This window comes from Allostigmatella hybrida (assembly GCF_020103775.1).
GTDB lineage: Bacteria > Myxococcota > Myxococcia > Myxococcales > Myxococcaceae > Hyalangium > Hyalangium aurantiaca.
In genome coordinates, this window is the sequence record NZ_JAHXBH010000009.1 from 38,832 (window position 1) to 52,114 (window position 13,283).

Annotated in this window: 11 protein-coding genes; 4 read left to right on the plus strand and 7 right to left on the minus strand. The window is 70.4% G+C overall.

Annotation, left to right across the window (positions count from 1 at the left end; genetic code table 11):
* Positions 1-5 precede the first annotated feature (5 nt).
* On the plus strand, positions 6-773 hold the full coding sequence (locus tag KY661_RS16950) for a lysophospholipid acyltransferase family protein (RefSeq protein ID WP_225411184.1): 768 nt from the start codon (positions 6-8) through the stop codon (positions 771-773).
* Positions 774-788: 15 nt separating this feature from the next.
* Here KY661_RS16950 and KY661_RS16955 read toward each other — a convergent pair whose 3' ends face one another.
* Complete coding sequence (locus KY661_RS16955) at positions 789-1,253, minus strand: universal stress protein (RefSeq protein WP_225411185.1); 465 nt, start codon at positions 1,251-1,253, stop codon at positions 789-791.
* 205 nt (positions 1,254-1,458) lie between these two features.
* Here KY661_RS16955 and KY661_RS16960 point away from each other — a divergent pair, with 205 nt between their 5' ends.
* Entirely contained in the window at positions 1,459-2,322 is an 864-nt protein-coding gene (locus KY661_RS16960; RefSeq protein ID WP_225411186.1) for an SDR family NAD(P)-dependent oxidoreductase, read from the plus strand.
* On the opposite strand, the gene KY661_RS16965 is transcribed toward KY661_RS16960, so the two are convergent.
* From KY661_RS16965 to truD, 6 genes are all read right to left on the minus strand, one after another.
* Positions 2,312-3,799: an FAD-dependent oxidoreductase gene (locus KY661_RS16965; RefSeq protein WP_225411187.1), complete on the minus strand. Its 1,488-nt coding sequence runs from the start codon at positions 3,797-3,799 to the stop codon at positions 2,312-2,314. The genes KY661_RS16960 and KY661_RS16965 overlap by 11 nt on opposite strands.
* The gene (locus tag KY661_RS16970) at positions 3,796-5,139 is read right to left on the minus strand and encodes a 2Fe-2S iron-sulfur cluster-binding protein (RefSeq protein WP_225411188.1); all 1,344 of its coding nucleotides are present in this window, start codon (positions 5,137-5,139) and stop codon (positions 3,796-3,798) included. The genes KY661_RS16965 and KY661_RS16970 overlap by 4 nt, the downstream gene beginning before the upstream one ends.
* Positions 5,140-5,175: 36 nt before the next feature.
* Positions 5,176-6,609: a bactofilin family protein gene (locus KY661_RS16975; protein ID WP_225411189.1), complete on the minus strand. Its 1,434-nt coding sequence runs from the start codon at positions 6,607-6,609 to the stop codon at positions 5,176-5,178.
* A gap of 9 nt (positions 6,610-6,618) precedes the next feature.
* Positions 6,619-7,125, minus strand: a complete 507-nt coding sequence (locus KY661_RS16980; RefSeq protein ID WP_225411190.1) for an anti-sigma factor — start codon at positions 7,123-7,125, stop codon at positions 6,619-6,621.
* Entirely contained in the window at positions 7,122-7,688 is a 567-nt protein-coding gene (locus KY661_RS16985; RefSeq protein WP_143101329.1) for an RNA polymerase sigma factor, read from the minus strand. The genes KY661_RS16980 and KY661_RS16985 overlap by 4 nt, the downstream gene beginning before the upstream one ends.
* 105 nt (positions 7,689-7,793) lie before the next feature.
* The gene (truD, locus tag KY661_RS16990) at positions 7,794-9,308 is read right to left on the minus strand and encodes a tRNA pseudouridine(13) synthase TruD (RefSeq protein ID WP_225411191.1); all 1,515 of its coding nucleotides are present in this window, start codon (positions 9,306-9,308) and stop codon (positions 7,794-7,796) included.
* Positions 9,309-9,570: 262 nt separating this feature from the next.
* Between truD and KY661_RS16995 the strand changes: the two genes are divergently transcribed.
* Positions 9,571-11,151: an adenylate/guanylate cyclase domain-containing protein gene (locus KY661_RS16995; RefSeq protein ID WP_225411331.1), complete on the plus strand. Its 1,581-nt coding sequence runs from the start codon at positions 9,571-9,573 to the stop codon at positions 11,149-11,151.
* Positions 11,148-13,232, plus strand: a complete 2,085-nt coding sequence (locus KY661_RS17000) for a serine/threonine-protein kinase (RefSeq protein WP_225411192.1) — start codon at positions 11,148-11,150, stop codon at positions 13,230-13,232. The genes KY661_RS16995 and KY661_RS17000 overlap by 4 nt, the downstream gene beginning before the upstream one ends.
* Positions 13,233-13,283 lie beyond the last annotated feature (51 nt).

Genomic DNA, 13,283 nt, shown 5'->3' on the forward strand with positions numbered 1-13,283 from the left:
CTCCCATGAACACCCTTCTTTCCGTCTGGACGTGGTTCGAAATCGGGCTGGTGACGCTGCTGGGGTTCATCCTCCAGGTGGCGCTGGCCCTCGTGACGTGGCCGTTCGACCGGCGCCGGTACGTCACGGGACGGTGCCTGCGGCTCACGGGGTGTATGGCCGCGAAGCTGACCCCCTTCTGGCGCTTCGGCGTCCATGGCCCGCTGCCCAAGCAGCTCTCCCCGCGCACCGTGGTGGTGAGCAACCACGAGTCCAACGCCGATCCGTTCCTCATCTCCCACCTGCCGTGGGAGATGAAGTGGCTGAGCAAGGCGAGCCTCTTCAAGATTCCCGTGGTGGGTTGGGGCATGTGGCTCGCCGGGGACATTCCGGTGACGCGCGGGGACCAGGGGTCCGCCAAGGGCGCCATGGCCCGGTGCGCCCAGTGGCTCGGCCGGGGCATGCCGGTGATGATCTTCCCCGAGGGCACGCGCTCGAAGACGGAGGAGTTGCTGCCCTTCAAGGATGGGGCGTTCCGGCTGGCCATCGAGCAGGGCGCGGACATCCTGCCCCTGGCGGTGAGCGGCACGCACCGGGCCCTGCCCAAGCACTCCTGGCGGTTCGCCACCTCGCGGGGGCTGGTGACGGTGGGCACCCCCATCTCCACGAAAGGCATGACGCTGGCGGACGTGGAGCGGCTCAAGGGCATGGCCCGCGAGCAGATCCTCGCCCTGCGGAGCACCCTGGCGCCGCTCACGGCCGTGGGCGGGACCCCAGCGCTGCGCGCCCCCTGAGCCCGGAGCGGGGCGCTACTTCGTGTGCTCGTAGAGGTGGACGGTGAGCACGGGACAGTGGGCCCGGGCGACCACCTTCTGCGCCACGCTGCCCATCAGCAGGCGGGGCAGGCCCCGGCGGCCATGGGTACCCAGGATGATGAGATCGTGCTTGCCCTCCTCGGCGGCGCGCAGGATGGCCGTGGCCGTTTCCCCCACCACCACCCGGTACTGGAGCGCGCCGGGCGGCTGGCGCGCCTGTTCCGCCAGCGCTACCAGGCGCTTGTGGGCGGTGTCGACGGCCACCTTCTCCAGGGATTGGGAGTCCCACCCCGGCGCGGCCACGAGCAGATCCGGCGCCACGTACTGCGGGGGCTCCCAGACGTGGATGAGCTCCAGCGGGGCACTGAACGCCTGAGCGTAATGGAGGGCGTACTGCACGAGCGCCAGCGCCTCTTCCGAGAGATCCACGGGAACCAGGATGCGAGACAGAAAGGGCATGGGCTTTTCCTCCTTAAGAGGAAGGTGCGCAGCTTCACTGCAAGCTCACAGCCCCCACTCAGGGGGTGTCGAATGAGTCCCAGCGCCCGTGTCCTTGCCTGCTGAGTAGGGAGGGAAAGGCCATGCGAGGAGCGAGGGCGGGGGTTTAGCTTTGGGAGCCCCAGGGCCCAGGCCGGGCGGGCCCCCATTGGCTTCGGAGGAGCGCATGCGTCCCCCCATCGACTTTGGAACCATCTTGATCACCGGAGCCTGCTCGGGCCTGGGCCGGGAGCTTGCCCGCCAGCTCGCCCACCGGGCGAGGACGCTGGTGCTGGTGTGCCCTCATGCCGAGCGGCTCGGCGCGCTCTCCGAGGAGCTGCAAGCCCACAACCCCACGCTGGGGATGGTCCTTCTGCCCGCGGACCTGTCGCGGCCCGGCGAGGTGGACCGGGTCATGGCGGAGCTGTCCCAGCACTACATCACCCCCGGGGTGCTGGTGAATGCGGCCGCGGCGGGGACCCAGGCCTCCTTCACCCAGCAGTCCTGGGAGGACATCGAGCAGACCCTCCAGGCGCACCTGGTGGCCCCGCTGCGGCTCGCGCACCGGCTGCTGCCGGCGATGATCGCGCGCAAGAGCGGGGGCATCCTCCACGTGGGTTCGGGCCTGTCCCAGTTGTTCACGCCCGGCCTCGCGGCGGCGGCGGCGGCCCACCGGGGGCTGGACGGATTCTTCGAGTCGTTGCGCCTGGAAGTGGAGGGCTCGGGCGTCGTCATCACCTACGCGGCCCCGGGTCCCCTCCAGGTCCTGTCCGAGGGCACGGACGCCACCGAGGACTCCGCCCCCTTCTTCCGCATCTCCGTCCAGCGGTGCGCGCACGAGCTGCTCGCGGAGTTCGGCCGGGGAGTGCCCCTGGTGTACCCGGGCACCGGACACGCATGGGTGATGGGGCTCCTGCCCTGGCTTCCCCGGGCCCTTCGCAGGGCCCTGGGGCGGTTCGCCGCGGGCCCCCGGCCGGGGAAGGAGCCCCAGCTGGAGGCCCCCCCGGAGCAGCTCTTGCTCGCCCCGGGGTGGGTGGGGCTCAGCCGATGATCATGTCCTCGCGCTCCAACCGGCCCGAGGTGAAGCGGCGCAGGTTGAAGCGCTGGAAGAGCTCATCGCCCTCGTCCTTCGTCATCCAGGCCGCCATCCGCTCGGCGACGGCGGGGGCCATCATGAAGCCGTGGCCCACGAAGCCGGACATCTGCAGGAGGTTGTCCAGCCCCGGCGTGCGGCCCAGCACGGGGTTGTTGTCCGGCGTCACGTCGTAGCAGCCGGCCCACTGCCGCAGCACCTTCACGTGGCCCACCTGGGGCAGTTGCTCCAGGAGCGCCTGGGAGAAGCGTGCGACGAAGCGCAGGGTGGAGCCCATGTTGAGCCCAGTGGGCTCCTTGGGGTCTCCCATGCCGCCGACAATCTCTCCGCGCATGGACTGGCTGAAGTACAGGCCTGAGTCCAGCACCGACACCAGCGGCCCCAGGAAGGGCTTGAGGGGCTCGGTGCTGAGGATCTCGTGGCGGTGGGGCTCGTTGGGCAGCTTCACCCCGGCGAGCTGGGCGATCTCCGGGCTCCAGGCGCCCGCGGCGAGCACCACCTGCTCACAGGCGATGTCGCCCCGGTCCGTCTTCACCTTGCGCACCTGGCCGTCCGAGATGTCGAAGCCCGTCACGTTCGTGAAGGTCTCCACCCGGATGCCCTTCTTGAGGCAGCGCTGCGCGTACCCCCAGAGGAACGCCCAGGGGAAGATGACGCCGTCCTCCGGGTTGTACGAGGCGCTGACGATGCCCTTGAGCGTCAACCCAGGGACGATCTCCCGGGCCGCTCCCGGGGTGATGATGCGCGTGGGAACGCCGTGCTTGTTGTGGAGCGCCACGTTGCGATCCAGGCGCTTGGCCACCGCCTCGGTGCGGGTGAGGAACAGGTAGCCCCCCTGGCGCAGCCAGACGTTGATGCCCAGATCCCTGGCGAACTGCTTCATCAGGTCGATGGAGCGCTTGGCCAGCTCGATGTTGGAGGCGGTACCCCACTGCATGCGCACGCCGCCGCCGTTGCGGCCCGAGGCGCCCGCGCAGAGGTAGCCGCGCTCCAGCACCACCACGTCCGTCTCGCCGCGCAGGCTCAGGTTGTAGGCCAGCGCGAGCCCCATCACCCCGCCACCAATGATGACCACCTTGGCCTTCTGAGGCAGCTCCGTGGTGGGCCGCAGCGCGGAGGGGAAGGTGCCCAGCTCCTGGGGCACGCCCCCCACGGGCGGCTGGGACTCGTCCACCGGGACACTGGCGAACAGGGACATCTCGGTGGGGTAGAGGGGGGGCCGGGGCGTGAAGGGCAGAATCCCCGGGGACTTGAGCGGCCCCTCCTTGGCGAGCAGCGCCGCCACGGCGGACTGGCAGCTCTTACCCTGGCAGATGCCGGTGCCGAAGCCCGTGTAGCGCTTCACCGACTCGATGTCGCTGTAGCCCCGGGACAGGGCATGCCGGACATCGTCGACGGTGACGTCCTCACAGGAGCAGACGATCGACTTGCTCATGACAGACCTCCGATGAGGGCCTCGGCGGCCCGGGCGCCCGAAGCGGCTGCCTCCTGGGCACTGCCGCCGCCGGTGATGTCTCCGGCCACGAAGACCTTCGGGGAGGCCGTGCGGCCATCCGCCTGCGCCTCCACCACGAAGAGGCCCCGCTCCGGGTCGAACCGCACGTGCGCGCCGCCCTGCCGCGCCAGCTCGAAGCTGGGGCTGACAGGAATCGAGACGAGCACCGCCTCGCAGCTCACCTTCTCCCGCCGGCCCTCGCGGGTGAAGCTGAAGGCGCCCACCTGCTGGAGGCCATGCGCCTTGGGCTCCGAGCCCACGCACGCCCCAGCGGGGGCCCCGGCGGGCACCGGGCCCCGGAGATCCACCAGCGCCACCACCCGGGTGCCCCGGGATTCGAGCAGCCGCGCCAGGGCGTAGAGCTCCTCGCCCCAGCCCACCAGCGCCGCCCGCGCGGGAGCGACATCATGCTCGCGCAGGAGCTGGCTGGCGGCGCGCCCCGCGTAGACGCCGGGCAGATCATTGTTCTCGAAGGGGAGGAACGGCGGGTGCCCTCCGGTCGCCAGCAGGAAGCGCTCGGCGTACACCTTGGAGAGCTGCAGCCCCTCCGGCCCCTGCAATCCCACCACCAGGAAGGGCCCCTCCTCGTCATCGAAGAGGCCCAGCGCCTGGGCCCGGGTGAGGACACTCCCAGACGGGAAGGACGCGGCATCGGCGGCGGCAGGGTCCCCCGCCTGCGGGGCGCCCCGGACGAGCCGTCCGCCCAGGCGGGCCTCGCGCTCGATCAGGAGGAACGGGGTGCCCTGGGTGGCCAGCACGCGGGCCGCCGCGAGTCCCGCCGCGCCTCCGCCCACCACCGCCACCTTGGTGCGGACGGTGCGGGGCGGGGGACGGGCCGGGGCCTCGCGATCCGGCAGCAGGCCCAACCCCGCGAGCTGCCGGGCGACCTTGGCCATCACCTGCTCGGCGATGGGCACGCCCGCGAACATCTCGTGGTGATCCAACCCTCCAGGGAAGAACCAGTCGATGGTGGCGAACACGTCCACCTTGGTGGAGGGGAAGGCGTTCTGGCGCTCCAGCTTCATGCCGTCCCGCGCGGGGGTGCGGCAGGTGTAGATGTTGGGCTGGCCGTCCACGCGCATCAAACAGTGCGAGCAGGCGGCGGAGAAGCAGTAGGCCCCACGGGGGCGGTGGTACTTGATGGAGCGGGCAAACATGGCCTCGCCCGCGGCGATGAGGGAACAAGCCACCGGTTCGCCCTCGATGGCGGGGATGGTTTCGCCCTCGAGGTCCACGGTGATGGCCTTACCGCGGGGGGAGGCATCAGGGAGGCGTCGCATGGATGCGGCGCAACTTGGCCCAACTGCCTCGAACGGTCAAAGGGTGGAGTGCGGCGAGTACGGTTCGGGCATGCTCCGGGTCCTGCTGCCGAACCGGGTGCGGATGACCGCCCCGAAGGCCACGAGCACCGCCAAGGCCATCACCAGCCAGCCGAGCACCGGAATGGCCCCGACGCCCAGCAGCACGAGCAATCCCAGTGCCAGCACGGCCGCCTGCGTCTTCCGGCCGCGCAGGAAGGGCAGCCGCATTCCAATCTCGCTGGCCACGGCCGCCAGGCCCAGGGCAGCCGCCAGGGGGATGACGAGCCACATCAACACCAGCACCGGGATGCCCACCAGGGTGATGGCCAGAATCACGGAGATGGGGATGAGGGCCACGGCGCCCAGGAGCCCCGTCAGGCCGCTGTTGACGGGCTGCGCCTTGATTTCCGCCGCCAGTTCCTTCATGCGCGTGGGGAAGAGGAGCTGTCCCAGGAACCCCAGCCCGAAGAGCGCCGCGAACTTGAGGAGGAAGGCCGGGAAGCCGCCGCCCGAGTCGTCCTCCTCCTCGGTGGCCTCGGACCGCTCCGAGTCCGCCTCTTCCGAGCGCTTGAACTCCTTCTGGAGGCTGTCCTTGACCTCCCCGAGCACCATGCTGCCCAGGGACGTGCCCTCCATGGACTCGATGTCGCCCTCGACATGGGCGCCCTCGGCCTGGATGACCTGCCCGCCGATGGCCGAGGCCTCGCCTTCCACCCGGGCGCCCGGGTGCAGGGTGACGGTGCCCCCGAAGGCATGGACGTCCCCATCCACCGAGCCGAAGACGTCCAGGTTGCCGCCGAAGACGACCGCGTCCTTCTCGACGTGCCCCCGCACCACCATGTTGCCGCCGTAGACGACGGCGTTGTCCACGCTCTCGCCCTCTTTGACTTCGAGGGACTGGCCCCGGGCCACCACGTCCTGGTCGCCGCGGGAGCGGCGCTGGGCCTTGCGCATCTCATCCCGGATCCGCTTGCGGATCTCCCGGGGCGACGGCCCCTCGGACGGCGCCTCGGGGAGCGCGGGCGGAGAGACGGCCACGACGGGCGGCGCGGGAACCGGCAGGGGAGCGGTGTCCCCGGTGGCCTCCTCCAGCTCCTCGGCCTCCTCGGCGGCGCGCCGCTCCGCGTCCGTCATGGGCCGCAGGGTGTAGATGGAGTTGTCCTGGCGCAGGCGCAGCGAGTAGGTCCGCGCGATGGTCTTCAGAGCCTGGTCAGCGGTGATGCCCCGGAGGTGGACCTCCACGGCGGTGTCCAGGTTGCCCGTGGCGACCACGTTGAGCCCGCCCTGCTCGGCGATCTGCTTGAGCGCATCGCGGAGCGTGCCGCGGAAGTTCACGTCAATGGGCTTGGAGGCGGGCGCCTGGGCCGCGGGGGCGGCATCCGGCGCGGCCAGGGCCAGGGGGGCACCGAGCAGCAGGGAGGGCAGCAGCAGGTGGGAAGCGATCTTCATGGGGGACACTCACGCTTCGGTCAGGGAGGGAGGGGGGCCCGCGAGCCGCTTGAGCCCGAACAGGCAGACAGAGAGCACCACGAGGAGGATGGCGGTGATGGGGCCCGCCGCGATGTTCCAAAGCGCGCTTCCACCATTGGCAAGATCCAAGGCGAGCGCCTTTCCATCCGAGACCAGGGCAGCCAGGGCGAGGCCCAGCCGCGACAGGGCCCGGTCATTGGAGATCAACAGCCCCAGCCCCACCGAGAGCGAGACGGCCAGGATGCTCACCCCCGCCCAGAGCTCGCGCCGCAGGGGAGGGGGCGCGGTGGCCACCCGGGCCATCACGTTGACGACCAGAGAGGGGGGCGGCAACGGGTCCGCCAGCCGGTAGAGATCCTTCTCGAGCTGGCGGTGCTCCTCCAGCACGGCGCTGCACAGGGGACAGGCAGCGGCATGCTCCAGCGAGGGCCCTTCGCCGAGCTCCAGCTCGGTGAACAGCACTTCCAACTCAGGGCACTGGGACGTAGGAGTCATGTGAGCGCCTCCGTGGGCATCCGCTTGCGCAGCTTCTCCCGCGCCCGGAACAGGCGCGCCATGATGGTACCGGGAGCACAGCCCATGATTTGGGCGATCTCCTTCGTGGTGCGCTTCTGGACGTAGTAGAGCGCGAGCACCTCCCGGTCCTCCACGGACAGGGTGGCCATCGCCTCCTCGAGCGACTGACGCTCCTGGCGCGCGATGGCCCCCTCTTCCAGGGAGGCCTCCCCGCTGGGGAGCACTTCCTTCATGGGCTCCAGCTCCTCGGTGCGCACCTTGGTGCGCCGCCGGAGCAGGTCCAGACAGAGGTTGCGGGTGATGGCCATCACCCACACATCGAACGGGCGGGAGTCGTCGTAGCGGTGCAGGTTCTGGTAGGCGCGCAGGAAGGCCTCCTGCGCCACCTCGGCGGCCTCGGCCTCGCTGTTGAGCAGGCGCAGCGCCAGGCCATACACGGCGCGCTGGACGCCGCGCACCAGGGCCTCGAAGGCGTTGGGGTCCCCCCGGCGGGCGGCCTGCACGTCCGCCTTCCAGGGGAGCGCAGGGGCCTCCTCAGCCATCAGGGAACCGATGGCCAGGGGGATGTCGCCGAAGGGATGGAGAGCGTAAGCGGTCACGCTCTGTTCTACGTGGCCCGGAGAACCCCATTGCACCCCCACCCCGTACTACTTTTTCTTTTGTGATTTCGGGGCCTTGGCGGCCGACTCCGCCCGTGCGCGGACCTTGTTGTCCTTCTTGAGCCGCTGCCTCTCGCGGAAACCGGGGGAAGGCTCGGGCGCCGGCTCGGGCGGGCGGACGGGCGCCTCCACGACAGGCTCCGCACGCCGGGAGGAGGGCCGGGCACGCCCGGGGGCCGCGCGCTCGGAGGAGGGGCGGGACGGCGGCTCACGATCGGCGGACACCCGGGAGCGCGAGGAGGAGGCCCGGGGGCCTTCCTGGGCTTCCTGAGCCTCGATCTCGGTGAGCCGGGGGCGCTGGGAGGCGCGGATGTCCGCGGGGCTGTCCTCGCGCCAGGAGAAGTGGAACAGGCGCTTGACGACGAGGGTGGCGTAGGCGCCCGGGGGCAGGGTGAAGGCGACGTTGCTCTTGATGGACCCGCGGTTGAGCTCGTCCCGCTGCGGGCGGCCCAGCACCAGCTTGTGCGGGAAGACGAGCACGGGCCGCTCCTCGCTCTTGAAGAAGAGCAGCCGGGGCGACTCCTCGATGCGCAGGTCCTTCAGCGCGAGCTTCTCGCGGCCCAGCACCCACTGGACGGCCTCCTCCACCTGGGGATCCTTGAAGGTGGAGTCCGGCCCCAGCAGCGGGAACGAGGCCTCGCGCAGCTTGCTGAGCACCGCCGGGCTGGCGTCCCGGTGGAACAGCAGCGTGCCGGCCTGGTAGCGCAGGGGAAAGAGGTGCTCGCGCGGCAGCAGGATCTGGAGGTAGCGCCGCACCCCCTCGTTCCACAGGTAGCTCTGGTAGGTGAACAGCAGCATCGCGCGGTAGTCCGCGTCGATCTGCAGGAAGGCCCGCACGTAGTCGCCGGGGTAGTCCCGGAGCGAGCGCAGGATGCGGTGGTACTTCCTCGAGCCCTCGAAGGGCACGCGCGCGTCCCACCGGCCCCAGTTCTCCCGCCAGAACTGCTTCACCTTGGCGTCCTCGGTCCGGTCCAGCTCCGAGGGCTTGGCGAAGTAGTTGCGCAGGGCCGCTTCGAAGTCCCCGCGGATGAGATCCTTGGCGATGAAGCCCTGGCCGTGCTTGAGCGAGCCGAAGCGCTGGCTGTCGAAGTAGTTCACCACCCCCAGCCGGTTCACCTCCGCGGCGGCGCCGTTGAGCGGCCCCAGCACGGACTCGTCCAGCGAGCGCACGGTGACGGCGAAGCGGTTGGAGGTGATGTTGGCGGCCGACAGGGGCTTGCCCGCGCGGCCCAGGTACTTCAGGCGCAGGTTGGGCTCCTGCACGTCCACATCCGAGCCCTCCACGGCGATGATCTGCTCGGTGCGCCCCTGCTTGTCCTTGAGGCCGCAGAAGCTGATGGCGCCGGGCTTGAGCCCGAAGGCATCGCGGATGCGGTCCACCGCCTCGAAGGTGGACAGCTTCTGCTTGTCCATCAGGTAGACGCGGTAGAGACCGCCGGGCACTTCGTCGAAGCGGTAGGACTCCTTGACGGAGAAGTCCTCGGGCCTTTGCTTGATTCGCACCGCGCTCCCTTAGCAGCGCGAGCGCTCGGAGTGAAAGAGTTCCGTCCCTGCCGGCGCGCGGGCCCCGGAAACCGGAAATCCCAGGCCCGGCGGCTGCTCGGCCGTGCAGGCATCCGCAGGGGGGCCTCTCATGGGGTGCGTCCAGGCGTTCCCCCCGCCCAAGGGGCTCTGGTAAGGTCGCTCCGGTGAGGTCTGCCGAGTGACCCAAGTTTCTGCTTCTCCTTCCCCGCCCAAGTCCCTGAAAGGGCCGCGCCTGTCCGGCATGTTCGCCGACGGCTCGCTCGGGGAGTTCCCGCTCGGCGCCAAGACGACGCTGGGACGGCATCCGGCCAACACCCTGCGTCTGGTGGACCGGGAAGTCTCCAAGGAGCACGCCGTCATCGAGCAGCACGGCCGGGACTTCATCGTCCGGGACCTGGACTCCTCCAACGGCACCTTCGTGAACGGCCGCCGCATCAAGGAAATGCGGCTGAAGGACGGGGACGAAATCACCCTGGGGGGCTCCAAGTTCACCTTCCACGGGGGCGATGCGCCCTCCATCCCCTCGGCGCCCGCGGGCGTCACCGTGGTGGCCAACCCGCGCTCCATCCCCGCGTTCCTGGCGCAGATGGACCAGGGGCCGCAGAACTTCCGCCCCGCGGACGAGCTGGGCGACATGGAGGCGCTGCGCCGGGATTACGAGAAGCTGCGCATCGCGCACGAGTTCCACCGCCAGGTGAGCCTTGCGGGCACCCAGCAGGAGCTGTTCGATCAGATCATCCGCGTGGCCTTCCAGCTCTTGCCCGCGGACAACGGCGTCATCCTCACCCCGGGCGCGGACGGTGAGTTCACGGCCGTCACGGTGCACCACCGGCAGGGCAAGGTGATGAACGTGATGGTGTCCGACACGGTGCTGCGCCGGGTGGTGGAGACGGGCAAGGCGGTGCTCACGGCGGATGCCATCATCGACGAGCGCTTCTCGGCCGCCGAGAGCATCGTCGCCCAGGGCATCCGCTCCGCCATGGCGGTGCCGCTCACCATCAACGGCACCGTCAAGGCGGTGCTGTTCCTGGACAGCCGCCAGCGCATCAACGCCTTCTCCGAGAACGACCTGGCCATCCTGTCGGGCATCGCCGCCCAGGCGGGCATCGCCCTGGAGAACGCGGCGCTGGCCGAGCAGATCCGCACCGAGGCCGTCACCCGCGCCGAGCTCAGCCGCTTCCTGTCCAAGGCGGTGGCCGACGCGGTGATCAAGGGCGAGACGGAGGACCTGGGCCAGAGCCGGCTCACCGAGGTGTCGTGCCTGTTCGCCGACATCCGGGGCTTCACCACGCTGGCGGAGAATGACTCGCCGCAGGAAATCGTGGAGATGCTCAACGAGTTCTTCACCGCCATGGCCAACGTGGTGTTCCGCCACGAGGGCAACCTGGACAAGTTCATCGGCGACTGCGTGATGGCGGTCTGGGGGCCCCCCTTGTCTCATCCGGATGATCCCGCGCGCGCGCTGCAGGCCGCCCTGGAGATGCAGGACGCGGTGGACGACCTGAACGAGCAGCGCAAGGCCAAGGGCCGCCAGCCCATCCAGGTGGGCATCGGCGTGAACACCGGCCAGGCCGTCGTGGGCTACATGGGGAGCCTGGAGCGCCACGAGTTCACCGCCATCGGCGACACCGTCAACACGGCCTCGCGGCTGTGTGGCCTGGCGCGGGGCGGCGAGGTGCTCGCCACGGAGACGACGGTGAGCAAGGCGGGCCAGGGCTTCCTCGCGGAGGCGCTGCCCGTCGCGCAGGTGAAGGGCAAGGAGAAGGGCGTCCCGACCTTCCGGGTCACCGGTTCCGAGCGCACGATCGTCCGCGACACATGATTGCCCAGCCCTGTCCCAACTGTGGCCGCACGCATGACGTCGGCGTGTACGTGACGGGCCAGCGCATGCTGTGCCAGTGCGGCATCCGCTTCGACGTGCGCCGCGGGGATGCCGTTGCCGCCACAGCCGCGGCCGCCGCCATGCCCTACGAGGCCCGGGGAGGGGACACCACCGTGGGGCCGCCCCGGCGCGGCGTGGCCTCCCATGCCCAGCAGCCGGTGGCCGCGGACATGGTGGGGGCCACGGTGCTGCGCGGCTCCCAGCCGGACTCCGGGCGCGGCGAGGCCCCGGGGCCTCCGGGCGGCCCTCACGCCGAGCACCCGGTGGAGCTGCCGGGCTTCGAGCTGCTGCGGGTGATTGGCCGGGGGGGCATGGGCGAGGTGTGGCTCGCCCAGCAGCAGTCGCTCAAGCGCACGGTGGCGGTGAAGCTCCTGCCGCCCCGGCTGGCCAAGGACGCGGAGTTCGTCTCCCGGTTCGAGAAGGAGGCCACGGCGCTCGCGGCCCTCAGCCACCCCAACATCATCCAGATCTTCGACCGGGGCGTGGCCGGGGAGCACTACTACTTCGTGATGGAGTACGTGGAGGGCCGCTCCCTGCGCGATGCGCTGGGGCTGAGCCGGCTGCCCTTCCAGCAGAGCCTGCGCATCATCCGCCAGGTGGCGAGCGCCATCGAGTACGCGCACGACCAGGGCATCATCCACCGCGACCTGAAGCCCGAGAACATCCTCCTGGATGCGCGCGGGCACGTGAAGGTGGCGGACTTTGGCCTCGCGGGCATCCGGCGCCCCGGCTCCGAGCAGCACCTCACGGCGACCTCGGTGGCCATGGGGACGCTCAACTACATGGCCCCCGAGCAGCGCCGGGACGCGAAGAACGTGGACCGGCGCGCGGACCTGTTCTCGCTGGGGGTGATGTTCTACGAGCTGCTCACCGGCGATGTGCCCGTGGGGCGCTTCCGGCTGCCCTCCGAGCGGATCGAGGAGCTGGACCCGCGCGTGGACGCGGTGGTGGAGCGGCTGCTGGAGAACGAGCCCGAGGCGCGCTACGCCACCGCCGGCGAGGTGTGCGCCGCGCTGGATCCGCTGATCGACTCCTCCTCGGGCACCACGCCCCTTCCGGGCAACACGCCCGTGCCCTTCCGGTCCTTGCGCACCACGCGTCCCCCCCGTGGGAGCCTCCTGTCGCAGCGGCTCGACGCGGGCTGGGCCAAGGTGCGCAAGGGCGTCTCCGTGGTGGGCAGCCTCATGCTCCTGGGCTACGCGGTGCGCGCCTTCGTCGGGCCGGTAGACCTGCAAGTGGGCGGCGTCACCATCGGCACCTCGGGCATCACCTTGAAGCCGGACCCGAAGCCGTGGCCCGCGAACACCGATGACGAGCTGTTCGTCTCCTCCAAGCTGGAGCTGCTGGAGCTGCCCGGGAGCCTCTCGCGCCTGTCGATGGACTTCGTGCCGGGCACGGAGGAGCTGAACGCCTGGTCGGGCCAGTGGAAGCTGAAGGACGGAAAGCTGGAGGTGCGCCAGGGCGGCAGCGACATGGGGACCAGCGACCGCTTCCGGCCCCGCACGTACGTGGCGCAGCGCTACTTCTCCAGCAACGACTTCTCGGCCGAAGTCGACATGGCGGTGATGCCGCTGGGCCCCGAGTTCCCGGACGAGCCCGATGCGCAACACTTCGGCGAGCTGACGTTCCGCATCAAGGATCTCCAGGTGTCCGCGTTCGCCATCCCCGGGGTGGGCATGCGCCTGTCCTGGCGCTACCTGCTGGAGGACGGCCAGGAGATCGTCGGCAACAGCGCCCAGGACCTGGAGAACCTCACCGCCGATGAGATGCCCGTGCCCGCCCTGGGCTCGTTCCGCGTGCGCCTGACGATGAAGCGGCGCAAGAACGGGGTGATGGTGGAAGGCTTCGTCAACAACCGGCGCTTCGCCTACAAGATGCTGCCGGGACTGGAAGACCGGGTGGGCAAGGTGGCCCTGGGCTGCCGCAACCTGGCCTGTACCTTTGACAAGCTCTCCGTGCAGGGGCTCCTGGTGGAACGGCCGAGGAACCGGCCCCAGCAGGCCGTTGGCGCCCAGGAGTGAACGGCCGTCCGTTCCTGAACGGTCCACTCCTCGACGCACGCCTGCTGGCCG

Excerpts from the sequence above, each read along its gene's own strand:
- KY661_RS16950 (WP_225411184.1), top strand. The coding sequence starts at position 6 with ATGAACACCCTTCTTTCCGTCTGGACGTGGTTCGAAATCGGGCTGGTG.
- KY661_RS16960 (WP_225411186.1), top strand. The coding sequence starts at position 1,459 with ATGCGTCCCCCCATCGACTTTGGAACCATCTTGATCACCGGAGCCTGC.
- KY661_RS16980 (WP_225411190.1), bottom strand. The coding sequence starts at position 7,125 with ATGACTCCTACGTCCCAGTGCCCTGAGTTGGAAGTGCTGTTCACCGAG.
- KY661_RS16975 (WP_225411189.1), bottom strand. The coding sequence starts at position 6,609 with ATGAAGATCGCTTCCCACCTGCTGCTGCCCTCCCTGCTGCTCGGTGCC.
- KY661_RS17000 (WP_225411192.1), top strand. The coding sequence starts at position 11,148 with ATGATTGCCCAGCCCTGTCCCAACTGTGGCCGCACGCATGACGTCGGC.
- KY661_RS16995 (WP_225411331.1), top strand. The coding sequence starts at position 9,571 with ATGTTCGCCGACGGCTCGCTCGGGGAGTTCCCGCTCGGCGCCAAGACG.
- KY661_RS16955 (WP_225411185.1), bottom strand. The coding sequence starts at position 1,253 with ATGCCCTTTCTGTCTCGCATCCTGGTTCCCGTGGATCTCTCGGAAGAG.
- KY661_RS16985 (WP_143101329.1), bottom strand. The coding sequence starts at position 7,688 with ATGGCTGAGGAGGCCCCTGCGCTCCCCTGGAAGGCGGACGTGCAGGCC.
- KY661_RS16970 (WP_225411188.1), bottom strand. The coding sequence starts at position 5,139 with ATGCGACGCCTCCCTGATGCCTCCCCCCGCGGTAAGGCCATCACCGTG.
- KY661_RS16965 (WP_225411187.1), bottom strand. The coding sequence starts at position 3,799 with ATGAGCAAGTCGATCGTCTGCTCCTGTGAGGACGTCACCGTCGACGAT.